The 24,267-nt window shown below is 54.9% G+C and carries 30 protein-coding genes; all 30 read left to right on the top strand.

Annotation, left to right across the window (positions count from 1 at the left end):
• The first annotated feature begins 36 nt into the window (after positions 1-36).
• The 30 genes from rpoB (at position 37) to rpsM (ending at position 24,245) form a co-directional block, all read left to right on the top strand.
• A complete protein-coding gene (rpoB, locus tag FQ192_RS32225; RefSeq protein WP_123596816.1) occupies positions 37-4,110 on the top strand; it encodes a DNA-directed RNA polymerase subunit beta in 4,074 nt (1,357 codons plus the stop codon).
• Positions 4,111-4,174: 64 nt separating this feature from the next.
• Positions 4,175-8,374 (top strand): DNA-directed RNA polymerase subunit beta', encoded by a 4,200-nt coding sequence (rpoC, locus tag FQ192_RS32220; RefSeq protein WP_149662055.1) that lies wholly within the window; start codon positions 4,175-4,177, stop codon positions 8,372-8,374.
• Positions 8,375-8,590: 216 nt separating this feature from the next.
• Positions 8,591-8,962, top strand: coding sequence for a 30S ribosomal protein S12 (gene rpsL, locus FQ192_RS32215; RefSeq protein ID WP_002555494.1), 372 nt, complete (start codon positions 8,591-8,593; stop codon positions 8,960-8,962).
• Between the two features lie 118 nt (positions 8,963-9,080).
• Positions 9,081-9,551 (top strand): 30S ribosomal protein S7, encoded by a 471-nt coding sequence (gene rpsG / locus FQ192_RS32210; protein ID WP_002555493.1) that lies wholly within the window; start codon positions 9,081-9,083, stop codon positions 9,549-9,551.
• A 30-nt stretch (positions 9,552-9,581) separates the two neighbouring features.
• Positions 9,582-11,687, top strand: a complete 2,106-nt coding sequence (gene fusA, locus FQ192_RS32205) for an elongation factor G (protein WP_064680057.1) — start codon at positions 9,582-9,584, stop codon at positions 11,685-11,687.
• A 31-nt stretch (positions 11,688-11,718) separates the two neighbouring features.
• On the top strand, positions 11,719-12,912 hold the full coding sequence (tuf, locus tag FQ192_RS32200) for an elongation factor Tu (RefSeq protein WP_008145495.1): 1,194 nt from the start codon (positions 11,719-11,721) through the stop codon (positions 12,910-12,912).
• Between the two features lie 141 nt (positions 12,913-13,053).
• Positions 13,054-13,365, top strand: coding sequence for a 30S ribosomal protein S10 (rpsJ, locus tag FQ192_RS32195; RefSeq protein ID WP_003186070.1), 312 nt, complete (start codon positions 13,054-13,056; stop codon positions 13,363-13,365).
• Positions 13,366-13,445: 80 nt separating this feature from the next.
• Positions 13,446-14,081 carry a 50S ribosomal protein L3 gene (gene rplC, locus FQ192_RS32190; protein ID WP_003186059.1) on the top strand — a complete coding sequence of 212 codons (636 nt, stop codon included), beginning with the start codon at positions 13,446-13,448 and terminating at the stop codon, positions 14,079-14,081.
• 12 nt (positions 14,082-14,093) lie between these two features.
• Entirely contained in the window at positions 14,094-14,696 is a 603-nt protein-coding gene (gene rplD / locus FQ192_RS32185; protein ID WP_007896707.1) for a 50S ribosomal protein L4, read from the top strand.
• Positions 14,693-14,992, top strand: a complete 300-nt coding sequence (rplW, locus tag FQ192_RS32180) for a 50S ribosomal protein L23 (protein WP_002555488.1) — start codon at positions 14,693-14,695, stop codon at positions 14,990-14,992. The genes rplD and rplW overlap by 4 nt, the downstream gene beginning before the upstream one ends.
• A 14-nt stretch (positions 14,993-15,006) precedes the next feature.
• Positions 15,007-15,831: a 50S ribosomal protein L2 gene (gene rplB / locus FQ192_RS32175; protein WP_003210080.1), complete on the top strand. Its 825-nt coding sequence runs from the start codon at positions 15,007-15,009 to the stop codon at positions 15,829-15,831.
• Between the two features lie 16 nt (positions 15,832-15,847).
• Positions 15,848-16,123 carry a 30S ribosomal protein S19 gene (rpsS, locus tag FQ192_RS32170; RefSeq protein ID WP_002555486.1) on the top strand — a complete coding sequence of 92 codons (276 nt, stop codon included), beginning with the start codon at positions 15,848-15,850 and terminating at the stop codon, positions 16,121-16,123.
• A gap of 13 nt (positions 16,124-16,136) precedes the next feature.
• Complete coding sequence (gene rplV, locus FQ192_RS32165) at positions 16,137-16,469, top strand: 50S ribosomal protein L22 (protein ID WP_003103908.1); 333 nt, start codon at positions 16,137-16,139, stop codon at positions 16,467-16,469.
• A 13-nt stretch (positions 16,470-16,482) separates the two neighbouring features.
• Positions 16,483-17,169, top strand: coding sequence for a 30S ribosomal protein S3 (rpsC, locus tag FQ192_RS32160; RefSeq protein ID WP_003176422.1), 687 nt, complete (start codon positions 16,483-16,485; stop codon positions 17,167-17,169).
• Between the two features lie 12 nt (positions 17,170-17,181).
• Positions 17,182-17,595 (top strand): 50S ribosomal protein L16, encoded by a 414-nt coding sequence (gene rplP / locus FQ192_RS32155; protein WP_007896757.1) that lies wholly within the window; start codon positions 17,182-17,184, stop codon positions 17,593-17,595.
• On the top strand, positions 17,595-17,786 hold the full coding sequence (gene rpmC, locus FQ192_RS32150) for a 50S ribosomal protein L29 (protein ID WP_008030901.1): 192 nt from the start codon (positions 17,595-17,597) through the stop codon (positions 17,784-17,786). The genes rplP and rpmC overlap by 1 nt, the downstream gene beginning before the upstream one ends.
• 2 nt (positions 17,787-17,788) lie before the next feature.
• The gene (rpsQ, locus tag FQ192_RS32145) at positions 17,789-18,055 is read left to right on the top strand and encodes a 30S ribosomal protein S17 (protein ID WP_003176419.1); all 267 of its coding nucleotides are present in this window, start codon (positions 17,789-17,791) and stop codon (positions 18,053-18,055) included.
• A 23-nt stretch (positions 18,056-18,078) separates the two neighbouring features.
• Positions 18,079-18,447, top strand: a complete 369-nt coding sequence (gene rplN / locus FQ192_RS32140; protein ID WP_002555479.1) for a 50S ribosomal protein L14 — start codon at positions 18,079-18,081, stop codon at positions 18,445-18,447.
• Positions 18,448-18,458: 11 nt separating this feature from the next.
• Positions 18,459-18,773 carry a 50S ribosomal protein L24 gene (gene rplX, locus FQ192_RS32135; protein ID WP_003176416.1) on the top strand — a complete coding sequence of 105 codons (315 nt, stop codon included), beginning with the start codon at positions 18,459-18,461 and terminating at the stop codon, positions 18,771-18,773.
• A gap of 20 nt (positions 18,774-18,793) precedes the next feature.
• On the top strand, positions 18,794-19,333 hold the full coding sequence (rplE, locus tag FQ192_RS32130) for a 50S ribosomal protein L5 (protein WP_003176415.1): 540 nt from the start codon (positions 18,794-18,796) through the stop codon (positions 19,331-19,333).
• A 13-nt stretch (positions 19,334-19,346) separates the two neighbouring features.
• Positions 19,347-19,652 carry a 30S ribosomal protein S14 gene (gene rpsN / locus FQ192_RS32125; RefSeq protein WP_003176414.1) on the top strand — a complete coding sequence of 102 codons (306 nt, stop codon included), beginning with the start codon at positions 19,347-19,349 and terminating at the stop codon, positions 19,650-19,652.
• Positions 19,653-19,861: 209 nt separating this feature from the next.
• On the top strand, positions 19,862-20,254 hold the full coding sequence (rpsH, locus tag FQ192_RS32120) for a 30S ribosomal protein S8 (RefSeq protein ID WP_003186040.1): 393 nt from the start codon (positions 19,862-19,864) through the stop codon (positions 20,252-20,254).
• 12 nt (positions 20,255-20,266) lie between these two features.
• A complete protein-coding gene (gene rplF, locus FQ192_RS32115; protein ID WP_003176412.1) occupies positions 20,267-20,800 on the top strand; it encodes a 50S ribosomal protein L6 in 534 nt (177 codons plus the stop codon).
• Positions 20,801-20,810: 10 nt separating this feature from the next.
• The gene (rplR, locus tag FQ192_RS32110; protein ID WP_003186037.1) at positions 20,811-21,161 is read left to right on the top strand and encodes a 50S ribosomal protein L18; all 351 of its coding nucleotides are present in this window, start codon (positions 20,811-20,813) and stop codon (positions 21,159-21,161) included.
• 3 nt (positions 21,162-21,164) lie between these two features.
• Positions 21,165-21,665, top strand: a complete 501-nt coding sequence (rpsE, locus tag FQ192_RS32105; RefSeq protein WP_007943782.1) for a 30S ribosomal protein S5 — start codon at positions 21,165-21,167, stop codon at positions 21,663-21,665.
• A gap of 2 nt (positions 21,666-21,667) precedes the next feature.
• A complete protein-coding gene (rpmD, locus tag FQ192_RS32100) occupies positions 21,668-21,844 on the top strand; it encodes a 50S ribosomal protein L30 (RefSeq protein ID WP_003186033.1) in 177 nt (58 codons plus the stop codon).
• A gap of 3 nt (positions 21,845-21,847) precedes the next feature.
• Entirely contained in the window at positions 21,848-22,285 is a 438-nt protein-coding gene (rplO, locus tag FQ192_RS32095) for a 50S ribosomal protein L15 (protein WP_007896782.1), read from the top strand.
• The gene (gene secY, locus FQ192_RS32090; protein ID WP_077574735.1) at positions 22,286-23,614 is read left to right on the top strand and encodes a preprotein translocase subunit SecY; all 1,329 of its coding nucleotides are present in this window, start codon (positions 22,286-22,288) and stop codon (positions 23,612-23,614) included. It begins immediately after the preceding gene.
• Between the two features lie 27 nt (positions 23,615-23,641).
• Entirely contained in the window at positions 23,642-23,758 is a 117-nt protein-coding gene (gene rpmJ, locus FQ192_RS32085; protein WP_002555468.1) for a 50S ribosomal protein L36, read from the top strand.
• A gap of 130 nt (positions 23,759-23,888) precedes the next feature.
• The gene (gene rpsM, locus FQ192_RS32080) at positions 23,889-24,245 is read left to right on the top strand and encodes a 30S ribosomal protein S13 (protein ID WP_003186020.1); all 357 of its coding nucleotides are present in this window, start codon (positions 23,889-23,891) and stop codon (positions 24,243-24,245) included.
• Positions 24,246-24,267: the final 22 nt, after the last annotated feature.

The following is a 24,267-nucleotide window of genomic DNA, read 5'->3' as shown; positions in this document are numbered from 1 at the left end:
GGCCAAACAAGCAGGTGACCAAGCTGGGGAACGCTGATGGCTTACTCATATACTGAGAAAAAACGTATCCGCAAGGACTTTAGCAAGTTGCCGGACGTCATGGATGTGCCGTACCTCCTGGCCATCCAGCTGGATTCGTATCGTGAATTCTTGCAAGCGGGAGCGACTAAAGATCAGTTCCGCGACGTGGGCCTGCATGCGGCCTTCAAATCCGTTTTCCCGATCATCAGCTACTCCGGCAATGCTGCGCTGGAGTACGTCGGTTATCGCCTGGGCGAACCGGCATTTGATGTCAAAGAATGCGTATTGCGCGGTGTAACTTACGCCGTACCGTTGCGGGTAAAAGTGCGCCTGATCATTTTCGACAAAGAATCGTCGAACAAAGCGATCAAGGACATCAAAGAGCAAGAAGTCTACATGGGTGAAATCCCCCTGATGACTGAGAACGGTACCTTCGTAATCAACGGTACCGAGCGTGTAATCGTTTCCCAGCTGCACCGTTCCCCGGGCGTGTTCTTCGACCACGACCGTGGCAAGACGCACAGCTCCGGTAAACTGCTGTACTCCGCGCGCATCATCCCTTACCGCGGTTCGTGGTTGGACTTTGAGTTCGATCCGAAAGACTGCGTATTCGTGCGTATTGACCGTCGTCGCAAGCTGCCTGCATCGGTATTGCTGCGCGCGCTCGGCTATACCACTGAAGAAGTGCTGGACGCGTTCTACACCACCAACGTCTTCCACGTGCAAGGTGAAAACCTCAGCCTGGAACTGGTGCCTCATCGCCTGCGCGGTGAAATTGCTGTCCTGGATATCCTGGATGACAAAGGCAAGGTTATTGTCGAGCAAGGTCGTCGTATTACTGCTCGCCACATCAACCAGCTGGAAAAGGCAGGGATCAAAGAGCTGCAAGTGCCTCTGGACTACGTCCTGGGCCGCACTACAGCCAAGGTCATCGTGCATCCGGCAACCGGCGAAATCCTTGCAGAGTGCAACACCGAGCTGAACACCGAGATCCTGGCGAAAATCGCCAAGTCCCAGGTTGTTCGCATCGAAACTCTGTACACCAACGATATCGACTGCGGTCCGTTCGTCTCCGACACTCTGAAGATCGACTCCACCAGCAACCAATTGGAAGCGCTGGTCGAGATCTATCGCATGATGCGTCCAGGCGAGCCGCCAACCAAAGACGCTGCCGAGACTCTGTTCAACAACCTGTTCTTCAGCCCTGAGCGCTATGACCTGTCTGCGGTCGGCCGGATGAAGTTCAACCGTCGTATCGGTCGTACCGAGATCGAAGGTTCGGGCGTGTTGTGCAAGGAAGACATCGTTGCGGTCCTGAAGACTCTGGTCGACATCCGTAACGGTAAAGGCATCGTCGATGACATCGACCACCTGGGTAACCGTCGTGTTCGCTGCGTAGGCGAAATGGCTGAAAACCAGTTCCGCGTTGGCCTGGTACGTGTTGAGCGTGCGGTCAAAGAGCGTCTGTCGATGGCTGAAAGCGAAGGCCTGATGCCGCAAGACCTGATCAACGCCAAGCCAGTGGCTGCGGCGGTGAAAGAGTTCTTCGGTTCCAGCCAGCTGTCCCAGTTCATGGACCAGAACAACCCGCTGTCCGAGATCACCCACAAGCGTCGTGTGTCTGCACTCGGCCCTGGCGGCTTGACTCGTGAGCGTGCTGGCTTTGAAGTTCGTGACGTACACCCGACTCACTACGGTCGTGTATGCCCGATTGAAACGCCGGAAGGTCCGAACATCGGTCTGATCAACTCCCTGGCTGCCTATGCGCGCACCAACCAGTACGGCTTCCTCGAGAGCCCGTACCGCGTGGTGAAAGACGCTTTGGTCACCGACGAGATCGTTTTCCTGTCCGCCATCGAAGAAGCTGATCACGTGATCGCCCAGGCTTCGGCCACGATGAACGACAAGAAAATGCTGATCGACGAACTGGTAGCTGTTCGTCACTTGAACGAGTTCACCGTCAAGGCGCCGGAAGACGTCACCTTGATGGACGTTTCGCCGAAGCAGGTTGTTTCGGTTGCAGCGTCGCTGATCCCGTTCCTCGAGCACGATGACGCCAACCGTGCGTTGATGGGTTCGAACATGCAGCGTCAAGCTGTACCAACCCTGCGCGCTGACAAGCCGCTGGTCGGTACCGGCATGGAGCGTAACGTAGCTCGTGACTCCGGCGTTTGCGTCGTGGCTCGTCGTGGCGGCGTGATCGATTCCGTTGATGCCAGCCGTATCGTGGTTCGTGTTGCTGATGATGAAGTTGAAACCGGTGAAGCTGGTGTCGACATCTACAACCTCACCAAATACACCCGTTCCAACCAGAACACCTGCATCAACCAGCGTCCGCTGGTGCGTAAAGGTGATCGTGTTCAGCGTAGCGACATCATGGCCGACGGTCCGTCCACCGACATGGGTGAACTGGCGCTGGGTCAGAACATGCGCATCGCGTTCATGGCCTGGAACGGTTACAACTTCGAAGACTCCATCTGCCTGTCGGAACGAGTTGTTCAAGAAGATCGCTTCACCACGATCCACATTCAGGAACTGACCTGTGTGGCACGTGACACCAAGCTTGGGCCAGAGGAAATCACTGCCGACATCCCGAACGTGGGTGAAGCTGCTCTGAACAAGCTGGACGAAGCCGGTATCGTTTACGTAGGTGCTGAAGTTGGCGCAGGCGACATTCTGGTTGGTAAGGTCACTCCGAAAGGCGAGACCCAACTGACTCCGGAAGAGAAGCTGTTGCGTGCCATCTTCGGTGAAAAAGCCAGCGACGTTAAAGACACCTCCCTGCGTGTGCCTACCGGCACCAAGGGTACCGTCATCGACGTACAGGTCTTCACTCGTGACGGCGTAGAGCGTGATGCTCGTGCACTGTCGATCGAGAAGACTCAACTCGACGAGATCCGCAAGGACCTGAACGAAGAGTTCCGTATCGTTGAAGGCGCAACTTTCGAACGTCTGCGTTCCGCTCTGGTCGGCCACAAAGCCGAAGGCGGCGCCGGCCTGAAGAAAGGTCAGGACATCACCGACGAAGTGCTCGACGGTCTTGAGCATGGTCAGTGGTTCAAACTGCGCATGACTGAAGATGCTCTGAACGAGCAACTCGAGAAGGCCCAGGCCTACATCGTTGATCGTCGCCGTCTGCTGGACGACAAGTTCGAAGACAAGAAGCGCAAACTGCAGCAGGGCGATGACCTGGCTCCAGGCGTGCTGAAAATCGTCAAGGTTTACCTGGCAATCCGTCGTCGCATCCAGCCGGGCGACAAGATGGCCGGTCGTCACGGTAACAAAGGTGTGGTCTCCGTGATCATGCCGGTTGAAGACATGCCGCACGATGCCAATGGCACCCCGGTCGACGTCGTCCTCAACCCGTTGGGCGTACCTTCGCGTATGAACGTTGGTCAGATCCTTGAAACTCACCTCGGCCTCGCGGCTAAAGGTCTGGGCGAGAAGATCAACCGGATGATCGAAGAACAGCGCAAAGTCGCTGAACTTCGTAAATTCCTCGACGAGATCTACAACCAGATCGGCGGTCGTAACGAAGATCTGGATAGCTTCTCCGACCAGGAAATCCTGGATCTGGCGAAGAACCTGCGTGGCGGCGTTCCAATGGCCACTCCAGTGTTCGACGGTGCCAAGGAAAGCGAAATCAAGGCCATGCTGAAACTGGCAGACCTGCCAGAAAGCGGCCAGATGCAGCTGACCGACGGCCGTACCGGCAACAAGTTCGAGCGCCCGGTTACTGTTGGCTACATGTACATGCTGAAGCTGAACCACTTGGTAGACGACAAGATGCACGCTCGTTCTACCGGTTCGTACAGCCTGGTTACCCAGCAGCCGCTGGGTGGTAAGGCACAGTTCGGTGGTCAGCGTTTCGGGGAGATGGAGGTCTGGGCACTGGAAGCATACGGTGCCGCTTACACTCTGCAAGAAATGCTCACAGTGAAGTCGGACGATGTGAACGGCCGTACCAAGATGTACAAAAACATCGTGGATGGCGATCACCGTATGGAGCCGGGCATGCCCGAGTCTTTCAACGTGTTGATCAAGGAAATTCGTTCCCTCGGCATCGATATCGATCTGGAAACCGAATAACACGTGACGCGAATCGAGAGCGGGGCAGGATTGCCCGCTCTCTGCTCCGCCAGGAGGAAAGGCCTTGAAAGACCTACTGAATTTGCTGAAAAACCAGGGTCAAGTCGAAGAGTTCGACGCCATCCGTATTGGATTGGCATCGCCTGAGATGATCCGTTCGTGGTCGTTCGGTGAAGTTAAAAAGCCGGAAACCATCAACTACCGTACGTTCAAACCTGAGCGTGACGGCCTGTTCTGCGCCAAGATCTTTGGCCCGGTAAAGGATTACGAGTGCCTGTGCGGTAAGTACAAGCGCTTGAAGCACCGTGGTGTGATCTGCGAGAAGTGCGGCGTTGAAGTCGCGCTGGCTAAAGTTCGTCGTGAGCGCATGGCGCACATCGAACTGGCTTCGCCGGTTGCCCACATCTGGTTCCTGAAATCGCTGCCGTCGCGTATCGGCTTGCTGATGGACATGACCCTGCGTGATATCGAACGCGTTCTCTATTTCGAGAGCTATGTCGTTATCGACCCGGGCATGACCACCCTTGAAAAAGGTCAGCTGCTGAACGACGAGCAGTACTTCGAAGCGCTGGAAGAGTTCGGCGACGATTTCGATGCCCGCATGGGTGCCGAAGCTGTCCGTGAACTGCTGCACGCTATCGACCTGGAGCACGAGATTGGCCGTCTGCGCGAAGAAATTCCGCAAACCAACTCCGAAACCAAGATCAAGAAGCTGTCCAAGCGTCTGAAGTTGATGGAAGCCTTCCAGGGTTCCGGCAACCTTCCAGAATGGATGGTGCTGACCGTTCTGCCGGTTCTGCCGCCAGATCTGCGTCCACTGGTCCCGCTGGATGGTGGTCGCTTCGCGACTTCCGACCTCAACGATCTGTATCGTCGAGTGATCAACCGTAACAACCGCTTGAAGCGTCTGCTCGATCTGTCCGCTCCGGACATCATCGTGCGCAACGAAAAGCGTATGTTGCAGGAAGCCGTCGATGCACTGCTCGACAACGGTCGTCGTGGCCGCGCTATCACCGGTTCCAACAAGCGTCCTCTGAAATCCCTGGCTGACATGATCAAGGGTAAACAAGGTCGTTTCCGTCAGAACTTGCTCGGTAAGCGTGTTGACTACTCCGGTCGTTCGGTAATTACCGTAGGTCCGACCCTGCGTCTGCACCAGTGCGGTCTGCCGAAGAAGATGGCTCTCGAGCTGTTCAAGCCGTTCATTTTCGGCAAGCTGGAAATGCGTGGTCTCGCTACCACCATCAAAGCTGCCAAGAAGATGGTCGAGCGCGAGCTGCCGGAAGTTTGGGACGTTCTCGCTGAAGTAATCCGCGAACACCCGGTTCTCCTCAACCGTGCACCGACCCTTCACCGTCTGGGTATCCAGGCGTTTGAACCGGTACTGATCGAAGGTAAGGCTATCCAGCTGCACCCGTTGGTCTGTGCTGCGTACAACGCCGACTTCGACGGCGACCAAATGGCCGTGCACGTACCGCTGACACTGGAAGCCCAGTTGGAAGCGCGTGCGTTGATGATGTCGACCAACAACATTCTGTCGCCAGCCAACGGTGAGCCAATCATCGTTCCGTCGCAGGACGTTGTATTGGGTCTGTACTACATGACTCGTGAAGCGATCAACGCCAAAGGCGAAGGTCGTGTGTTCGCGGATCTGCAGGAAGTTGACCGTGTGTTCCGTGCTGGCGAAGCCGCATTGCACGCTAAAGTTAAAGTGCGGATCCACGAAACCGTCAACGATCGCGATGGTGGCAGCGTCAAGAACACCCGTATCGTCGACACCACTGTCGGCCGTGCGCTGTTGTTCCAGGTTGTTCCGCCTGGCCTGTCGTACGACGTCGTCAACCAGCCGATGAAGAAAAAAGCGATCTCCAAGCTGATCAACCAGTGCTACCGCGTGGTTGGTTTGAAAGAGACCGTGATCTTCGCTGACCAGTTGATGTACACCGGTTTTGCCTATTCGACCATTTCCGGCGTTTCCATCGGTGTTAACGACTTCGTTATCCCGGATGAAAAAGCCCGCATCATCAATGCTGCTACTGATGAAGTGAAAGAGATCGAAAGTCAGTACGCCTCCGGCCTTGTAACCCAGGGCGAGAAGTACAACAAAGTGATCGACCTTTGGTCCAAGGCGAACGACGAAGTTTCCAAGGCGATGATGGCCAACCTCTCGAAAGAGAAAGTCATCGACCGTCATGGCGTCGAAGTCGACCAAGAGTCCTTCAACTCGATGTACATGATGGCCGACTCGGGCGCACGGGGTTCTGCTGCGCAGATTCGTCAGCTCGCCGGTATGCGTGGCCTGATGGCCAAGCCGGACGGTTCCATTATCGAAACGCCGATTACTGCGAACTTCCGTGAAGGTTTGAGCGTACTTCAGTACTTCATCTCCACTCACGGTGCTCGTAAAGGTTTGGCGGATACCGCGTTGAAAACTGCGAACTCCGGTTACCTGACTCGTCGTCTGGTAGACGTGGCGCAGGATCTGGTTGTGACCGAGATCGATTGCGGCACCGAGCATGGCCTGGTAATGACTCCGCACATTGAAGGCGGTGACGTTGTTGAGCCGCTGGGTGAGCGCGTATTGGGTCGTGTCATTGCCCGTGACGTGTTCAAGCCTGGTAGCGAAGAAATCATCGTTCCTGCCGGCACGCTGGTAGACGAGAAGTGGGTCGAGTTCATCGAGCTGAACAGCATCGACGAAGTGATCGTGCGTTCGCCGATCAGCTGCGAAACCCGCTACGGCATTTGCGCCAAGTGCTACGGCCGTGACTTGGCTCGTGGTCACCAGGTGAACATCGGTGAAGCGGTCGGCGTTATCGCTGCCCAGTCCATCGGTGAGCCGGGTACTCAGCTGACCATGCGTACGTTCCACATCGGTGGTGCGGCAAGCCGGACCTCCGCAGCTGACAGCGTTCAGGTGAAGAATGGCGGTACCGTCCGTCTGCACAACCTGAAGCACGTTGAGCGAGTGGATGGTTGCCTGGTTGCGGTGTCCCGTTCCGGTGAGCTGGCAATCGCTGATGACTTCGGTCGTGAGCGCGAGCGTTACAAGCTGCCGTACGGTGCTGTGATTTCGGTTAAAGAAGGTGACAAGGTCGACGCTGGCGCAATCGTGGCCAAGTGGGATCCGCACACTCACCCAATCGTTACCGAAATGAAAGGTACCGTGACCTACGTGGGCATGGAAGAAGGCATCACGATCAAGCGTCAGACTGACGAATTGACCGGTATGACCAACATTGAAGTACTCGACGCCAAAGACCGTCCAGCTGCCGGTAAAGACATCCGTCCTGCCGTTAAGATGGTCGGTGTCGATGGCAAGGATCTGCTGCTGCCAGGTACCGACGTACCGGCTCAGTACTTCCTGCCGGCTAACGCCCTGGTCGGTGTAGCGGATGGTGTGCAGGTTGCGATCGGTGATGTTATCGCTCGTATCCCGCAAGAAACTTCGAAAACCCGCGACATCACCGGTGGTCTGCCGCGTGTTGCCGACTTGTTCGAAGCCCGTCGTCCGAAAGAAGCCTCGATTCTGGCTGAAGTCAGCGGCACCATCGCGTTCGGTAAAGAGACCAAAGGCAAGCGCCGTCTGGTTATCACCCCGAACGACGGTACCGATCCGTACGAAGAGCTGATTCCGAAGTGGCGTCACCTGAACGTCTTCGAAGGCGAACAGGTAAACCGCGGCGAAGTTATCTCCGACGGCCCGAGCGATCCACACGACATCCTGCGTCTGCTGGGTGTGAGTGCGCTGGCCAAGTACATCGTGAACGAGATCCAGGACGTTTATCGTCTGCAAGGCGTGAAGATCAACGATAAGCACATCGAGACCATCCTGCGTCAGATGCTGCGTAAAGTTGAAATCGCTGAATCCGGCGACTCGACTTTCATCAAGGGCGACCAGATGGAGTTGACTCACGTTCTGGTAGAGAACGAGCGTCTGGCTGGCGACGAGAAATTCGTTTCCAAGTTCACTCGCGTGCTGTTGGGTATCACCAAGGCGTCGTTGTCCACCGAATCGTTCATCTCGGCGGCTTCCTTCCAGGAAACCACTCGCGTACTGACCGAAGCGGCGGTAACCGGCAAGCGCGATTACCTGCGCGGCCTGAAAGAAAACGTAGTCGTGGGTCGTCTGATCCCGGCCGGTACCGGTCTGGCTTATCACAGCGAGCGTAAGCGCCGCCGTGATGCTGACAAACCGTTGCGCGTAAGCGCCAGTGAAGTGGAAGCTGCACTGACCGAAGCACTGAACTCGAGCGGTAACTGAGTTCTGCAGTAAATGAGTGTGGGGCCCCGGTCGTTCCGTTCATCGAATCGAGACAATTTGTCGAGGTTGGATGAGCGGGGAGGTCGGGGCCTTGCCTTGACTGGGGACAAGATCCTCTTTAGACTCTTGTACCCCTAAATTTGGCGGGAATTCGTTCCTGCCATTTTGCTTTTCTTGCAAGACAATAGCGTCGCAAGACAACAGTGGAGCTAGTAGATGGCAACTATCAACCAGCTGGTACGTCAGCCGCGTAAGCGTATCGTCGAGAAATCCGACGTGCCTGCGCTGCAGAACTGCCCGCAACGTCGTGGCGTATGCACTCGTGTGTATACCACCACGCCGAAAAAACCTAACTCGGCACTGCGTAAAGTATGCCGTGTGCGTCTGACCAACGGTTTCGAGGTTTCCTCGTACATCGGCGGTGAAGGCCACAACCTGCAAGAGCACAGCGTGGTACTGATCCGCGGCGGTCGTGTAAAAGACTTGCCAGGTGTTCGTTACCACACCGTGCGCGGTTCTTTGGATACTTCCGGCGTTAAAGGTCGTAACCAGGGTCGTTCGAAGTACGGTACCAAGAAGCCTAAGTAGTAGCGGCTTTTTGTAAAAACTGATTTTCTATTTTTCTGAGTCGATAAGAGTAAGGTCGGAGGCGTCCCGAAAGGGCACCGATTCCGAGCGAACCTGAAGACCGTTTGAGGGCTTATCCATGCCAAGAAGACGCGTAGCAGCCAAGCGCGAAGTGCTTGACGATCCAAAATACGGAAGCCAAATCCTGGCCAAGTTCATGAACCACGTTATGGAAAGCGGCAAGAAAGCCGTTGCCGAACGTATCGTTTATGGCGCGCTGGAAAAGGTTAAAGAACGCAAGAACAGCGATCCCCTGGAAATCTTCGAGAAAGCTCTCGACGCCATCGCTCCGCTGGTCGAAGTGAAGTCGCGCCGTGTAGGCGGTGCTACTTACCAGGTTCCGGTCGAAGTTCGTCCGTCCCGTCGTAACGCCCTGGCAATGCGCTGGTTGGTAGACTTCGCCCGCAAGCGCGGCGAGAAGTCTATGGCTCTGCGTTTGGCTGGCGAACTGTTGGACGCCGCTGAAGGTAAAGGTGCTGCAGTTAAGAAGCGTGAAGACGTGCACCGTATGGCTGAAGCCAACAAGGCTTTCTCGCACTACCGCTTCTAATTTTAGCGTCACTAATTTTGCGAGGGCTTTATGGCTCGTACTACACCGATTAACCGCTACCGTAACATTGGTATCGTTGCTCACGTGGATGCTGGTAAAACCACCACCACCGAGCGCGTCCTTTTTTACACTGGCAAAAGTCACAAAATGGGCGAGGTGCATGACGGCGCCGCGACCACAGACTGGATGGTGCAGGAGCAGGAGCGTGGTATTACCATTACTTCTGCTGCTATTACCGCCTTCTGGCAGGGTTCCGAGAAGCAGCACAAGGACCAATACCGTTTCAACGTCATCGACACCCCAGGCCACGTTGACTTCACTATTGAAGTTGAACGTTCCCTGCGTGTTCTCGACGGCGCGGTCGTTGTGTTCTGCGGTACCTCGGGTGTTGAGCCTCAGTCGGAAACCGTATGGCGTCAAGCCAACAAGTACGGCGTTCCACGTCTTGTTTACGTAAACAAGATGGACCGTGCTGGTGCGAACTTCCTGCGCGTGATCGGTCAGATCAAACAGCGTCTGGGTCACACTCCGGTGCCAATCCAGTTGGCTATCGGTTCCGAAGATAACTTCCAGGGTCAGATCGATCTGTTGGCTATGGAAGCTGTTTATTGGAATGATGCTGACAAAGGCATGGTTCCAGTTCGTAAGCCTATCCCTGCTGAACTGCAGGAACTGGCTGACGAGTGGCGCGGTAATATGGTTGAGGCTGCGGCCGAAGCCAGCGAAGAGCTGATGAACAAGTACCTCGAAGGTGAAGAACTCACCAACGCGGAAATCAAGGCCGCTCTGCGTCAGCGTACTATCGCTGGTGAGATCGTTCTGGCTGTTTGCGGTTCTTCCTTCAAGAACAAGGGTGTTCCCCTGGTTCTCGACGCCGTTATCGACTACCTGCCTGCTCCAACCGACATTCCTGCCATCAAGGGTACTGACCCGGATGACGAGACCAAGGAAATGGAGCGTCACGCAGACGACAGCGAGCCGTTCTCGGCTCTGGCGTTCAAGATCGCTACCGACCCATTCGTGGGTACCTTGACCTTCGTTCGAGTTTACTCGGGCGTGTTGGCCTCCGGTGACGGCGTGATCAACTCGGTTAAAGGCAAGAAAGAGCGCGTGGGTCGTATGGTGCAAATGCACGCAAACGCCCGTGAAGAAATCAAGGAAGTGCGCGCTGGCGACATCGCGGCCTTGATCGGCATGAAGGACGTCACCACTGGTGAGACTTTGTGCAACGCTGACAAGCCAATCATCCTGGTTCGCATGGACTTCCCGGAGCCGGTTATTTCGGTTGCCGTAGAGCCTAAGACCAAGGACGACCAGGAAAAAATGGGTATCGCTCTGGGCAAACTTGCTCAGGAAGACCCGTCTTTCCGCGTCAAGACTGATGAAGAGACTGGTCAAACGATCATCTCCGGCATGGGCGAGTTGCACCTGGACATCCTGGTTGACCGGATGCGCCGTGAGTTCAACGTCGAAGCCAACATCGGTAAGCCTCAGGTTTCCTATCGTGAGCGCATCACGAAGAACTGTGAAATCGAAGGTAAGTTCGTTCGTCAATCCGGCGGTCGTGGCCAGTTCGGTCACTGCTGGATTCGCTTTGCTCCTGCTGACGAAGGTCAGGAAGGTCTGCAATTCGTGAACGAAGTAGTAGGTGGTGTGGTTCCTAAGGAATACATCCCGGCTATCCAGAAGGGTATCGAAGAGCAGATGAAGAACGGCGTTGTTGCCGGCTATCCGCTGATCGGCCTGAAGGCTACCGTGTTTGATGGTTCCTACCATGACGTCGACTCCAACGAGATGGCGTTTAAGGTGGCTGCTTCCATGGCGACCAAGCAACTGGCCCAGAAGGGCGGTGGTGAGTTGCTTGAGCCGATCATGGCGGTAGAGGTTGTTACGCCTGAAGACTATATGGGTGACGTGATGGGCGACCTTAACCGTCGTCGCGGCATGATCCTGGGTATGGAAGACACGGTTTCCGGCAAAGTGATTCGCGCCGAGGTTCCGTTGGGTGAGATGTTCGGTTACGCAACCGACGTTCGTTCCATGTCCCAAGGTCGCGCAAGCTACTCTATGGAATTCAAAAAATACAATACGGCTCCGTCGCACATCGTCGAAACCGTTACCAAAAAACAAGGCTGATTCAGCCCCTTTAGGCTAGGAGTTAATTGTCGTGGCTAAAGAAAAATTTGACCGTACCCTCCCGCACGTCAACGTTGGCACCATCGGTCACGTCGACCACGGTAAAACCACGCTGACCGCTGCTCTGACTCGCGTCTGCTCCGAAGTTTTCGGTTCCGCTGTTGTTGCTTTCGATAAAATCGACAGCGCTCCAGAAGAAAAGGCTCGTGGTATCACCATCAACACCGCGCACGTTGAATACAACTCGCTGATCCGTCACTACGCTCACGTTGACTGCCCAGGTCACGCTGACTATGTGAAGAACATGATCACCGGTGCTGCGCAGATGGACGGCGCTATCCTGGTTTGCTCGGCCGCTGATGGTCCGATGCCACAAACCCGTGAGCACATCCTGCTGTCCCGTCAGGTAGGCGTTCCGTACATCGTTGTCTTCCTGAACAAGGCTGACATGGTTGACGACGCTGAGCTGCTGGAACTGGTTGAGATGGAAGTGCGCGACCTGCTGAGCACTTACGACTTCCCAGGTGACGACACTCCGATCATCATCGGTTCGGCTCTGATGGCTCTGAACGGCCAAGACGACAACGAAATGGGCACCACTGCCGTTCGTAAACTGGTTGAGACTCTGGACAGCTACATCCCAGATCCAGTCCGTGTTATCGACAAGCCGTTCCTGATGCCAATCGAAGACGTATTCTCGATCTCCGGTCGCGGTACTGTTGTAACTGGCCGTATCGAGCGCGGTATCGTCAAGGTTCAGGATCCACTGGAAATCGTTGGTCTGCGTGACACTACTGTCACCACCTGCACCGGTGTTGAAATGTTCCGTAAGCTGCTCGACGAAGGTCGTGCTGGCGAGAACTGCGGCGTGCTGCTGCGCGGCACCAAGCGTGACGACGTTGAGCGTGGCCAGGTTCTGGTCAAGCCAGGTTCGGTTAAGCCGCACACTACCTTCGAAGCTGAAGTGTACGTGTTGAGCAAAGAAGAAGGCGGTCGCCACACTCCGTTCTTCAAAGGCTACCGTCCACAGTTCTACTTCCGGACCACTGACGTGACCGGTAACTGCGAACTGCCGGAAGGCGTTGAAATGGTAATGCCAGGCGACAACATCAAAATGGTTGTCACCCTGATCAAAACCATCGCAATGGAAGATGGTCTGCGTTTCGCTATTCGTGAAGGCGGTCGTACCGTCGGCGCTGGCGTCGTAGCCAAAATCATCGCTTAATAAGTGATGACTTGAAAAAGCCCCCGCCTAGCGGGGGCTTTTTTATTGGGTTGACACTGTAGAAACCCGTCTATAGAATTGCGCCTCCTTTTAACGGGCGTATTGCGCTCGCTGGGAATAGCAGCCGGAGTCTGAAATCCAATGCAAAATCAGCAAATCCGTATCAGGTTGAAGGCTTTTGACCATCGCCTGATCGACCAATCCACCCAGGAAATCGTGGAAACCGCGAAACGTACTGGTGCTCAAGTGCGTGGTCCAATTCCACTGCCTACCCGTAAAGAGCGGTTCACCGTTCTGGTCTCCCCGCACGTCAACAAAGACGCGCGTGACCAGTACGAGATCCGTACTCATAAGCGCGTTCTGGACATCGTCCAGCCAACGGATAAAACCGTTGATGCTCTTATGAAGCTTGATCTTGCGGCCGGTGTGGAAGTGCAGATCAGCCTCGGCTAAGACTCGGTCTTAGTCGTGTAACGCTCTGAAATGGGCGGCCATAGCGGGTGAAAGCCCCGTACACTCATGAGGTTTACAACATGACTATTGGTGTAGTCGGTCGTAAATGCGGTATGACCCGTATTTTCACCGAAGAAGGTGTCTCCATTCCGGTCACGGTCATTGAGATCGAACCGAATCGCGTCACCCAGTTCAAAACTGAAGAGACCGATGGCTATCGTGCAGTGCAAGTCACTGTAGGCGAGCGTCGTGCTTCGCGTGTTACAGCTGCTCAAGCTGGCCACTTCGCTAAAGCGAACGTTGCCGCTGGTCGTACCGTAATGGAATTCCGTCTTGAAGAAGGCGAGTACCAGGCCGGCGATCTGATCAACGCTGAAATCTTCGCCGCTGGTCAACTGGTTGATGTAACCGGTCAGTCCAAGGGTAAAGGCTTCCAGGGTACGATCAAGCGTTGGAACTTCCGCGGGCAAGATAATACCCACGGTAACTCCGTGTCCCACCGCGTTCCAGGCTCTATCGGCCAGTGCCAGACTCCTGGTCGTGTATTCAAGGGCAAAAAAATGTCCGGTCATATGGGCGCTGAGCGCGTGACCGTGCAGTCCCTGGAAGTAGTGCGCGTGGACGCTGAACGCAATCTGTTGTTGGTCAAGGGTGCTGTTCCTGGCGCTACTGGCGGCAACTTGGTTGTACGTCCAGCAGCCAAGGCTCGCGGTTAAGGGGAAGCTGACATGCAATTAAATGTAAATGACGCTCAAGCGATCGAAGTTTCCGAACTGACATTTGGCGGCGAATTCAACGAGACGCTGGTTCACCAAGCAGTCGTGGCCTACATGGCCGGCGGCCGTCAAGGTAGCAAGCAGCAAAAGACCCGTTCCGACGTTCGTGGTGGCGGTAAGCGCCCTTGGCGTCAGAAAGGTACTGGCCGTGCTCGTGCCGGTACCATCCGTAGCCCAATCTGGCGTGGCGGCGGTACCACTTTCGCAGCTCGTCCTCAGGATCACACCCAGAAGCTGAACAAGAAGATGTATCGCGCAGCAATGCGTTCCATCCTTGCTGAGCTGGTGCGTACTGATCGTCTGGTTGTGGTTCAGGACTTCGCTGTTGATGCACCGAAGACCAAAGATCTGCTGAACAAACTGACTGGCATGGGCCTGACTGACGTCTTGATCGTGTCTGAAGTAGTTGATCAGAACCTGTACCTGGCTGCTCGTAACCTGCCACACGTTGATGTACGTGACGTTCAAGGTTCCGATCCAGTTAGTCTGATCGCATACGACAAGGTGTTGATCACCGTGTCGGCCGTGAAGAAATTCGAGGAGCTGCTGGGATGAACCAGGAACGCGTATTTAAAGTTCTGCTTGGCCCGCACGTTTCCGAAAAGGCTACGGTTCTGGCTGACAAGAAAGGCCAGTTCGTTTTCAAGGTTGCAACTGACGCAACCAAGCTGGAAATCAAGAAGGCCGTCGAAAGCCTGTTCAGCGTGAAAGTAGAGCGTGTTACTACCCTGAATGTTCTGGGTAAGAGCAAGCGCACTGCTCGCGGTCTGGGCAAGCGTAATGACTGGAAGAAGGCAGTTATCTCCCTTCAGCCAGGCCAAGATCTCGATTTCAGCAGCAGTGCTGAGTAAGGAAGGGGTGCATCATGGCAATCGTTAAATGCAAACCGACTTCCCCTGGCCGCCGTTTTGTGGTCAAGGTGGTCAACCAGGAGCTGCATAAAGGCGCTCCTCACGCACCGCTGCTCGAGAAAAAATCGAAGACTGGTGGTCGTAACAACAATGGTCGTATTACCACTCGTCACATTGGTGGTGGCCATAAGCAGCATTATCGTCTGGTCGATTTCCGTCGCAACGACAAAGATGGCATCGCTGCCACTGTCGAGCGTATTGAATACGATCCAAACCGTACTGCTCACATCGCTCTGCTGCTGTACGCAGATGGCGAGCGTCGCTACATCATCGCCCCTAAAGGCGTGAGTGCTGGCGATCAGCTGATCGCAGGTGCTTTGGCGCCGATCAAGCCGGGCAACGCTCTGCAACTGCGTAACATTCCAGTTGGTAGCACCGTACACGGCATCGAATTGAAGCCAGGTAAAGGCGCGCAAATCGCTCGTTCCGCTGGTGCTTCGGCTCAGCTGATCGCTCGTGAAGGTGTCTACGTGACCCTGCGTCTGCGTTCTGGTGAGATGCGTAAAGTGCTGGCTGAATGCCGCGCGACCCTGGGTGAAGTCTCGAACTCCGAGCACAGCCTGCGTTCGCTGGGTAAAGCTGGTGCCAAACGCTGGCGTGGCGTTCGCCCAACCGTTCGTGGTGTTGCCATGAACCCGGTTGACCACCCACATGGTGGTGGTGAAGGTCGTACCTCTGGTGGTCGTCATCCGGTATCGCCATGGGGCTTCCCGACTAAGGGCGCGAAGACTCGTGGTAATAAGCGTACCGACAAAATGATCGTCCGTCGTCGCAAGTAAATAGAGGGATACGACAGTGCCACGTTCTCTGAAAAAAGGTCCTTTTATTGATCTTCACCTACTGAAGAAGATCGAAGTGGCGGCGGAAAAGAACGATCGCAAACCAGTTAAGACCTGGTCGCGCCGTTCCATGATCCTGCCACAAATGGTCGGTTTGACCATTGCTGTGCATAACGGTCGTCAACATGTTCCAGTTCTCGTGAACGAAGACATGGTCGGCCACAAACTAGGCGAGTTTGCCGGTACCCGCACATATCGTGGGCACGTGGCAGACAAGAAAGCCAAGCGTTAAGGGGTAAGGAACGATGGAAGTAGCCGCTAAGTTGTCGGGCGCTCGAATCTCCGCCCAGAAAGCCCGCTTGGTCGCCGACCAGATCCGCGGGAAGAAGGTGGGCGAAGCGCTCAACCTGTTGGCTTTCAGCAGTAAGAAAGCCGCCGAGATCATGAAGAAAGTGCTGGAGTCGGCCGTAGCCAACGCCGAGCATAACGAAGGCGCAGACGTTGATGACCTTAAAGTCAGCACCGTTTTCGTCAACGAAGGGCGTTCGCTGAAGCGAATCATGCCACGTGCCAAAGGCCGTGCTGATCGCATCGTCAAGCGGTCTTGCCATATCACTGTCAAGGTTGCTGACAAGTAACGGAGTCGAAGAGATGGGTCAGAAAGTACATCCCATTGGCATTCGCCTGGGAATCGTCAAGGAGCACACCTCCGTCTGGTACGCAGACGGTCGGACTTATGCGGACTATTTGTTCGCTGATCTGAAGGTGCGCGAGTATCTCCAAGACAAACTAAAAAGCGCGTCCGTAAGCCGTATCGATATCCATCGTCCGGCCCAAACTGCACGTATCACCATCCACACCGCTCGTCCAGGTATCGTTATCGGGAAGAAAGGTGAAGATGTTGAGAAACTGCGTCAGGACCTGACCAAACAAATGGGTGTGCCTGTGCACATCAATATCGAAGAAATCCGCAAGCCGGAACTCGACGGTATGTTGGTTGCGCAGAGCGTAGCTCAGCAGCTGGAGCGTCGCGTAATGTTCCGTCGCGCTATGAAGCGCGCTGTACAGAACGCCATGCGCATTGGTGCCAAAGGCATCAAAATCCAAGTGAGCGGTCGTCTCGGCGGTGCTGAAATCGCACGTACTGAATGGTATCGCGAAGGTCGTGTGCCACTGCACACCCTGCGTGCCGACATCGACTATGCCAACTACGAAGCTCACACCACTTACGGTGTGATCGGTGTAAAGGTTTGGATCTTCAAAGGCGAAGTAATTGGTGGTCGCCAAGAAGAACTGAAACCACAAGCACCAGCGCCTCGTAAAAAAGCTGCTAAGTAAGGGGTACGCCAAATGTTGCAACCAAAGCGTACGAAGTTCCGCAAGCAGATGACAGGCCACAACCGTGGTCTGGCTCAGCGCGGTAGCAAAGTCAGCTTCGGCGAGTTCGCGCTGAAGTCTGTAGCTCGTGGTCGTCTCACCGCTCGTCAGATCGAGTCAGCGCGTCGTGCACTGACCCGTCACGTTAAACGTGGCGGCAAGATCTGGATCCGTGTATTCCCGGACAAGCCTATTTCCAAAAAGCCCCTCGAAGTTCGGATGGGTAAAGGTAAGGGTAGTGTGGAGTACTGGGTTGCCCAGATTCAGCCAGGCAAAGTCCTGTATGAAATCGAGGGCGTTTCTGAAGAGCTGGCGCGTGAGGCTTTTGCCCTGGCTGCTGCAAAGCTGCCGCTCGCCACCGCCTTTGTTAAACGGACGGTGATGTGATGAAAGCGAACGAACTTCGTGAAAAAGACGCGCCGCAGCTTAACGAGCAACTGCTCGGCCTGCTGCGCGACCAGTTCAATCTGCGTATGCAGAAAGCAACTGGCCAGTTGGGGCAGTCTCACCTGCTCCGGCAAGTTAAGCGTGACATCGCTCGCGTGAAGACTGTGCTCAAACAGCAGGCAGGTAAGTAATCATGGCTGAAGCCGAAAAAACCGTCCGTACGCTGACTGGCCGTGTTGTCAGCGACAAAATGGACAAGACCATCACCGTTCTGATCGAGCGTCGCGTTAAGCACCCGATCTACGGTAAATACGTTAAGCGTTCGACTAAGCTGCACGCGCACGACGAAACCAATCAGTGCCACATCGGCGACAAAGTCACTATTCGTGAAACTCGTCCTTTGGCCAAGACTAAGTCTTGGGCGCTGGTTGATGTTCTCGAACGCGCTGTGGAAGTCTAAGGACTAGGGGTCGGAGAAATTATATGATTCAGACTCAATCCATGCTCGATGTGGCCGATAACAGCGGCGCACGCCGCGTTATGTGCATCAAGGTGCTGGGTGGCTCCCATCGTCGTTACGCTGGTATCGGTGACATCATCAAAGTTACCGTGAAGGAAGCAATTCCTCGCGGTAAAGTGAAAAAAGGCCAAGTGATGACTGCTGTTGTAGTCCGCACTCGTCACGGCGTACGTCGTGCTGATGGCTCCATTATCCGCTTTGATGGCAACGCTGCTGTTCTTCTGAACAACAAGCAAGAGCCGATCGGCACCCGTATCTTTGGGCCAGTGACCCGTGAACTTCGTACTGAGAAGTTCATGAAGATCGTCTCGCTCGCCCCAGAAGTGCTGTAAGGAGATCCGACATGCAAAAGATTCGTCGTGACGACGAGATCATCGTGATCGCCGGCAAAGACAAAGGTAAGCGCGGTAAGGTGCTTAAGGTTCTCGCTAATAACCGTCTGGTTATTGGTGGTCTGAACCTGGTTAAGCGTCATACCAAGCCTAACCCGATGTCGGGCGTACAAGGCGGTATCGTCGAAAAAGAAGCTCCACTGGACGCTTCTAACGTCGCCATTTTCAACGGCGAAACCAACAAGGCTGATCGCGTTGGTTTCAAAGTAGAAGACGGCAAGAAAATTCGTGTCTTCAAGTCGACCCAAAAAGCGGTTGATGCTTGAACACTGCTAGGTAGAAGACCATGGCACGACTAAAAGAGATTTACTGGAAGGAAATCGCACCGAAGCTTAAGGAAGAACTTAAGCTTTCGAACGTGATGGAAGTTCCACGCGTTACAAAGATCACCCTGAACATGGGTCTGGGCGAAGCGGTCGGTGACAAAAAAGTCATCGAGCACGCTGTTGCCGACCTGGAAAAGATCACCGGTCAGAAAGTCGTTGTGACTTACGCTCGGAAATCCATCGCTGGCTTTAAAGTCCGTGAAGGTTGGCCGATCGGCGTCAAAGTGACCCTGCGCCGTGAGCGTATGTATGAGTTCCTGGATCGTCTGCTGTCGATCTCCCTGCCTCGGGTTCGCGACTTCCGCGGCCTGAATGCCAAGTCCTTCGATGGTCGTGGTAACTACAGCATGGGCGTTAAAGAGCAGATCATCTTCCCGGAAATCGACTACGACAAGATCGATGCTCTCCGCGGTCTGGACATTACCCTGACCACCACTGCCAAGAACGATGATGAAGGTCGCGCCCTGTTGCGTGCTTTCAAATTCCCGTTCCGCAACTGATTGGAGTAGGAAAATGGCCAAGATGAGCATGAAAAACCGCGAGCTGAAGCGTCAGCTCACGGTTGCCAAGTACGCCAAAAAGCGTGCAGCACTGAAAGCTATCATCGTTGATCTGAACGCAAGTCCAGAAGCGCGTTGGGAAGCTACAGTAGCTCTGCAGAAGCAGCCACGTGACGCAAGCGCTTCGCGCATGCGTAACCGCTGCCGCCTGACCGGTCGTCCACACGGCGTTTACCGCAAGTTCGGCCTCGGCCGTAACAAACTGCGTGAAGCTGCAATGCGTGGTGACGTACCTGGTCTGGTTAAAGCCAGCTGGTAAGCACTATCAAAGTCTCGGCGTCCAGGTTCGCAAGATCCTGACCGCCGGTGACCTTGAACTTGAATCAAGCCCCTTTTGGGGCTTGATTCATTTGTGGGGTGTGTCTAGAATACCCGGCTCGCCTGAGCCCGTGCTTTTTTCGCATGGATGAGCTCGGCGACAAGTAGTAGCCGCAAGGCTAATTTTTTTGTATTAGGAGCGTCTAGCCCATGAGTATGCAGGACCCGTTAGCGGACATGCTAACTCGAATCCGTAATGCCCAGATGGCTGAAAAGTCCGTCGTAAGCATGCCATCTTCTACTTTGAAGGTAGCTGTTGCCAAAGTCCTGAAGGACGAAGGTTACATTGCGGGTTATCAGATCAGCAGCGAAATCAAACCACTGCTGTCCATCGAGCTGAAGTACTTCGAAGGCCGTCCGGTCATCGAGGAAGTGAAGCGCGTTAGCCGTCCAGGCCTGCGTCAGTACAAGTCCGTCGATGATCTGCCAAAAGTTCGTGGCGGTCTCGGTGTGTCTATCGTCTCCACCAACAAAGGTGTGATGACGGATCGTGCTGCGCGCGCTGCCGGTGTCGGCGGCGAAGTTCTTTGCACTGTGTTCTAAGGGGGGATAAGCATGTCACGCGTCGCTAAGAACCCCGTTAAGCTGCCAGCCGGTGTCGAAGTCAAATTCGCAGGCCAACAGCTTTCGGTGAAGGGTGCCAAGGGCACTCTCGAACTGAACATCCATTCGTCCGTTGAGATCGTTGAAGAAGCTGGTGAGCTGCGTTTCGCTGCTCGCAATGGCGATCAACAAACTCGCGCAATGGCTGGTACCACTCGTGCGTTGGTAAACAACATGGTCCAAGGCGTAAGCCAAGGCTTCGAGCGCAAGCTCCAGCTGGTCGGTGTTGGTTACAAAGCGCAAGCAAAAGGCACAGTGCTGAACCTGGCTCTTGGCTTCTCGCACCCAGTGGATTATGAACTGCCGGAAGGCATCACCGCTGAGACTCCTAGCCAGACCGATATCCTGATCAAGGGCATCGATAAGCAGCTGGTAGGTCAAGTGGCCGCCGAGATCCGCGACTTCCGTCCACCAGAGCCGTACAAAGGCAAAGGTGTGCGCTACGCGGACGAAGTCGTCCGTCGTAAAGAAGCCAAGAAGAAGTAGGGCATAGCAAATGACCGACAAAAAAGTTACTCGACTGCGTCGCGCTCGCAAAGCACGCCTGAAAATGCACGAACTCGAAGTCGTGCGTCTCTGCGTGTTCCGCTCGTCGCAGCACATCTACGCCCAGGTCATTTCGGCCGACGGCAACAAAGTCCTGGCATCTGCCTCGACTTTGGATAAAGAACTGCGTGATGGCGCCACTGGCAACATCGACGCGGCCACTAAGGTTGGCCAGCTGGTCGCTACGCGTGCTAAAGCCGCTGGCGTCTCGCAGGTGGCTTTCGACCGCTCTGGCTTCAAGTACCACGGCCGCGTCAAGGCGCTGGCTGATGCTGCTCGTGAAGCTGGGCTGGAGTTCTAAGTTATGTCAAATAACGACCAAAAGCGCGACGAAGGCTACATTGAGAAGCTGGTTCAAGTTAACCGCGTAGCCAAAACCGTAAAAGGCGGCCGTATCTTCACTTTCACCGCGTTGACCGTGGTGGGTGATGGTAAAGGGCGTGTTGGCTTCGGCCGTGGCAAGTCACGTGAAGTGCCTGCCGCGATCCAGAAGGCAATGGAAGCTGCTCGTCGCAACATGATCCAAGTTGATCTGAACGGCACCACGCTGCAGTACGCAATGAAGTCCGGTCACGGCGCTTCGAAGGTGTACATGCAGCCTGCTTCTGAAGGTACCGGTATCATCGCTGGCGGCGCTATGCGTGCTGTCCTCGAAGTTGCTGGCGTTCAGAACGTTCTGGCCAAGTGCTACGGCTCGACTAACCCGGTAAACGTGGTTCACGCCACTTTCAAAGGTTTGAAAGCTATGCAATCTCCTGAATCCATTGCCGCCAAGCGTGGCAAAAGCGTCAAGGAGATCTTCTGATCATGGCTACCGTTAAAGTTACGCTGATCAAAAGCATGACCGGCCGCATCCCTAACCACAAACTGTGCGTTAAGGGTCTGGGTCTGCGTCGCATCGGTCACACTGTAGAAGTACTTGATACTCCCGAGAATCGCGGGATGATCAACAAGGCTTACTACATGCTGCGTGTCGAGGGTTAATCGATGAAACTCAATGATCTGAGTCCAGCGCCGGGTTCCCGTCGCGAAAAGCATCGTCCGGGCCGTGGTATCGGTAGTGGTTTGGGCAAGACCGGTGGCCGTGGCCACAAAGGTCAGTCCTCCCGCTCCGGTGGCACCATTGCTCCAGGCTTTGAAGGCGGTCAACAGCCGCTGCATCGTCGCCTGCCGAAGTTCGGTTTCGTTTCCCTGAAAGCCATGGATCGCGCAGAAGTGCGTTTGTCCGAGCTGGCCAAAGTGGAAGGCGACATCGTCACCGTGCAGTCCCTGAAAGATGCCAACGTGATTAACGTCAACGTACAGCGTGTGAAAATCATGCTGTCCGGCGAAGTTACTCGCGCTGTCACCATCGGAAAGGGAATCGGCGCCACCAAAGGTGCGCGTGCGGCTATCGAAGCAGCTGGCGGCAAGTTCGAGGAATAAATGGCTAAGCAAGGTGCTCTCTCTGCGCTCGGCAAAGGCGGTATGTCTGAACTCTGGGCTCGTCTGCGTTTTCTGTTCCTGGCGATTATCGTCTACCGAATAGGCGCACACATCCCGGTTCCAGGTATCAACCCGGACCGACTCGCGGACCTGTTTCGACAGAATGAGGGGACCATTCTTAGCTTGTTCAACATGTTTTCCGGCGGCGCGCTGGAGCGGATGAGCATCTTTGCACTGGGGATCATGCCGTACATTTCGGCATCGATCATCATGCAACTGATGACCGCCGTCAGCCCGCAGCTGGAGCAGTTGAAGAAGGAAGGTGAAGCTGGCCGTCGCAAGATCAGCCAGTACACCCGCTACGGCACTGTCATCCTCGCTCTCGTTCAGGCTATTGGCATGTCCATTGGTCTGGCGGGGCAGGGTGTTGCGTTCACTGGTGACTTTGGCTTCCATTTCGTCGCGGTATCCACTTTTGTGGCTGGTGCGATGTTCATGATGTGGCTGGGTGAGCAGATTACTGAGCGTGGTGTTGGCAACGGTATCTCGATGTTGATTTTTTCGGGTATCGTCGCCGGTCTTCCGAGAGCGATCGGGCAGTCTTTCGAGTCTGCACGTCAGGGTGATATCAATATCTTCGCCCTGGTAGCCATCGGTTTGCTGGCAGTAGCGATTATCGGTTTCGTGGTGTTCATTGAGCGTGGTCAGCGTCGTATTGCTGTTCACTACGCCAAGCGTCAGCAGGGCCGCAAGGTTTTTGCTGCGCAGACTAGCCACTTGCCGCTGAAGGTGAACATGGCCGGTGTTATTCCGGCTATTTTCGCGAGCAGCATTTTGCTGTTCCCGGCTTCGTTGGGTGCCTGGTTCGGTCAGTCTGAAGGTATGGGCTGGTTGCAGGACATCTCGCAGTCGATCGCTCCTGGTCAGCCGTTGAATATTCTGCTGTTTAGTGCAGGGATTATTTTCTTCTGCTTCTTCTATACGGCGTTGATGTTCAATCCGAAAGACGTAGCGGAAAACCTGAAGAAGTCCGGTGCCTTTATTCCGGGCATCCGTCCAGGCGAGCAGTCTGCGCGCTACATTGATGGCGTTCTGACTCGTTTGACCATGTTCGGTGCTCTTTACATGACGGCCGTGTGCCTGCTGCCCCAGTTTCTGGTGGTTGCGGCAAACGTACCGTTCTACCTTGGCGGGACCTCGTTGCTGATCGTCGTCGTGGTTGTGATGGACTTCATGTCCCAAGTACAATCGCACCTCGTTTCGCACCAGTACGAATCCCTGATGAAGAAAGCCAACCTGAAGGGTTACGGCAGCGGCATGTTGCGCTGAGTACCCATAAGGTTCGAGGAGTTGGTGATGAAAGTTCGTGCATCGGTGAAAAAGCTGTGCCGTAACTGCAAGATTATTCGCCGCGAAGGTGTTGTTCGAGTAATTTGCAGCGCGGAACCGCGTCACAAACAGCGCCAAGGCTGAGTGTGATTGTGCTTCAAGCCCGGCAGCTAGTGCGCTGCCGGGTTGATTATTTGTTATTACAGCGATATTATCTCGCGCCCTATTTCTTGGCTTCCGGGGCGTAGGTAGCTGTCAATTGGAGTCCCACTGAATGGCCCGTATTGCAGGCGTTAACATTCCAGATAACAAGCATACTGTTATCTCGCTGACCTACATCTATGGTGTTGGTCGCACTACTGCACAGAAGATTTGTGCAGTGACTGGGGTAAACCCAGCCGCAAAGATCAAAGATCTGAGCGACGAGCAGATTGAACAGCTGCGTGGCGAAGTGGCGAAGTTCACCACTGAAGGTGACCTGCGTCGCGAAATCAACATGAAAATCAAGCGTTTGATGGACCTCGGTTGCTATCGCGGTCTGCGTCATCGTCGTGGTCTTCCAGTGCGCGGTCAGCGTACCAAGACTAACGCGCGTACCCGTAAAGGTCCGCGTAAGCCGATCCGCAAGTAATCGCCCCAGCGAATCGACAGGA

Source organism: Pseudomonas sp. ANT_J12, from assembly GCF_008370045.1.
Taxonomy (GTDB): domain Bacteria; phylum Pseudomonadota; class Gammaproteobacteria; order Pseudomonadales; family Pseudomonadaceae; genus Aquipseudomonas.
This window is presented reverse-complemented; position numbering and strand designations above follow the sequence as displayed.

Bases quoted from the DNA above. Each gene is read 5' to 3' on its own strand.
- rpoB (WP_123596816.1), top strand. From the start codon at position 37: ATGGCTTACTCATATACTGAGAAAAAACGTATCCGCAAGGACTTTAGC.
- rpsL (WP_002555494.1), top strand. From the start codon at position 8,591: ATGGCAACTATCAACCAGCTGGTACGTCAGCCGCGTAAGCGTATCGTC.
- rpsG (WP_002555493.1), top strand. From the start codon at position 9,081: ATGCCAAGAAGACGCGTAGCAGCCAAGCGCGAAGTGCTTGACGATCCA.
- fusA (WP_064680057.1), top strand. From the start codon at position 9,582: ATGGCTCGTACTACACCGATTAACCGCTACCGTAACATTGGTATCGTT.
- rpsJ (WP_003186070.1), top strand. From the start codon at position 13,054: ATGCAAAATCAGCAAATCCGTATCAGGTTGAAGGCTTTTGACCATCGC.
- rplC (WP_003186059.1), top strand. From the start codon at position 13,446: ATGACTATTGGTGTAGTCGGTCGTAAATGCGGTATGACCCGTATTTTC.
- rplD (WP_007896707.1), top strand. From the start codon at position 14,094: ATGCAATTAAATGTAAATGACGCTCAAGCGATCGAAGTTTCCGAACTG.
- rplW (WP_002555488.1), top strand. From the start codon at position 14,693: ATGAACCAGGAACGCGTATTTAAAGTTCTGCTTGGCCCGCACGTTTCC.
- rplB (WP_003210080.1), top strand. From the start codon at position 15,007: ATGGCAATCGTTAAATGCAAACCGACTTCCCCTGGCCGCCGTTTTGTG.
- rplV (WP_003103908.1), top strand. From the start codon at position 16,137: ATGGAAGTAGCCGCTAAGTTGTCGGGCGCTCGAATCTCCGCCCAGAAA.
- rpsC (WP_003176422.1), top strand. From the start codon at position 16,483: ATGGGTCAGAAAGTACATCCCATTGGCATTCGCCTGGGAATCGTCAAG.
- rplP (WP_007896757.1), top strand. From the start codon at position 17,182: ATGTTGCAACCAAAGCGTACGAAGTTCCGCAAGCAGATGACAGGCCAC.
- rpmC (WP_008030901.1), top strand. From the start codon at position 17,595: ATGAAAGCGAACGAACTTCGTGAAAAAGACGCGCCGCAGCTTAACGAG.
- rpsQ (WP_003176419.1), top strand. From the start codon at position 17,789: ATGGCTGAAGCCGAAAAAACCGTCCGTACGCTGACTGGCCGTGTTGTC.
- rplN (WP_002555479.1), top strand. From the start codon at position 18,079: ATGATTCAGACTCAATCCATGCTCGATGTGGCCGATAACAGCGGCGCA.
- rplX (WP_003176416.1), top strand. From the start codon at position 18,459: ATGCAAAAGATTCGTCGTGACGACGAGATCATCGTGATCGCCGGCAAA.
- rplE (WP_003176415.1), top strand. From the start codon at position 18,794: ATGGCACGACTAAAAGAGATTTACTGGAAGGAAATCGCACCGAAGCTT.
- rpsN (WP_003176414.1), top strand. From the start codon at position 19,347: ATGGCCAAGATGAGCATGAAAAACCGCGAGCTGAAGCGTCAGCTCACG.
- rpsH (WP_003186040.1), top strand. From the start codon at position 19,862: ATGAGTATGCAGGACCCGTTAGCGGACATGCTAACTCGAATCCGTAAT.
- rplF (WP_003176412.1), top strand. From the start codon at position 20,267: ATGTCACGCGTCGCTAAGAACCCCGTTAAGCTGCCAGCCGGTGTCGAA.
- rplR (WP_003186037.1), top strand. From the start codon at position 20,811: ATGACCGACAAAAAAGTTACTCGACTGCGTCGCGCTCGCAAAGCACGC.
- rpsE (WP_007943782.1), top strand. From the start codon at position 21,165: ATGTCAAATAACGACCAAAAGCGCGACGAAGGCTACATTGAGAAGCTG.
- rpmD (WP_003186033.1), top strand. From the start codon at position 21,668: ATGGCTACCGTTAAAGTTACGCTGATCAAAAGCATGACCGGCCGCATC.
- rplO (WP_007896782.1), top strand. From the start codon at position 21,848: ATGAAACTCAATGATCTGAGTCCAGCGCCGGGTTCCCGTCGCGAAAAG.
- secY (WP_077574735.1), top strand. From the start codon at position 22,286: ATGGCTAAGCAAGGTGCTCTCTCTGCGCTCGGCAAAGGCGGTATGTCT.
- rpmJ (WP_002555468.1), top strand. From the start codon at position 23,642: ATGAAAGTTCGTGCATCGGTGAAAAAGCTGTGCCGTAACTGCAAGATT.
- rpsM (WP_003186020.1), top strand. From the start codon at position 23,889: ATGGCCCGTATTGCAGGCGTTAACATTCCAGATAACAAGCATACTGTT.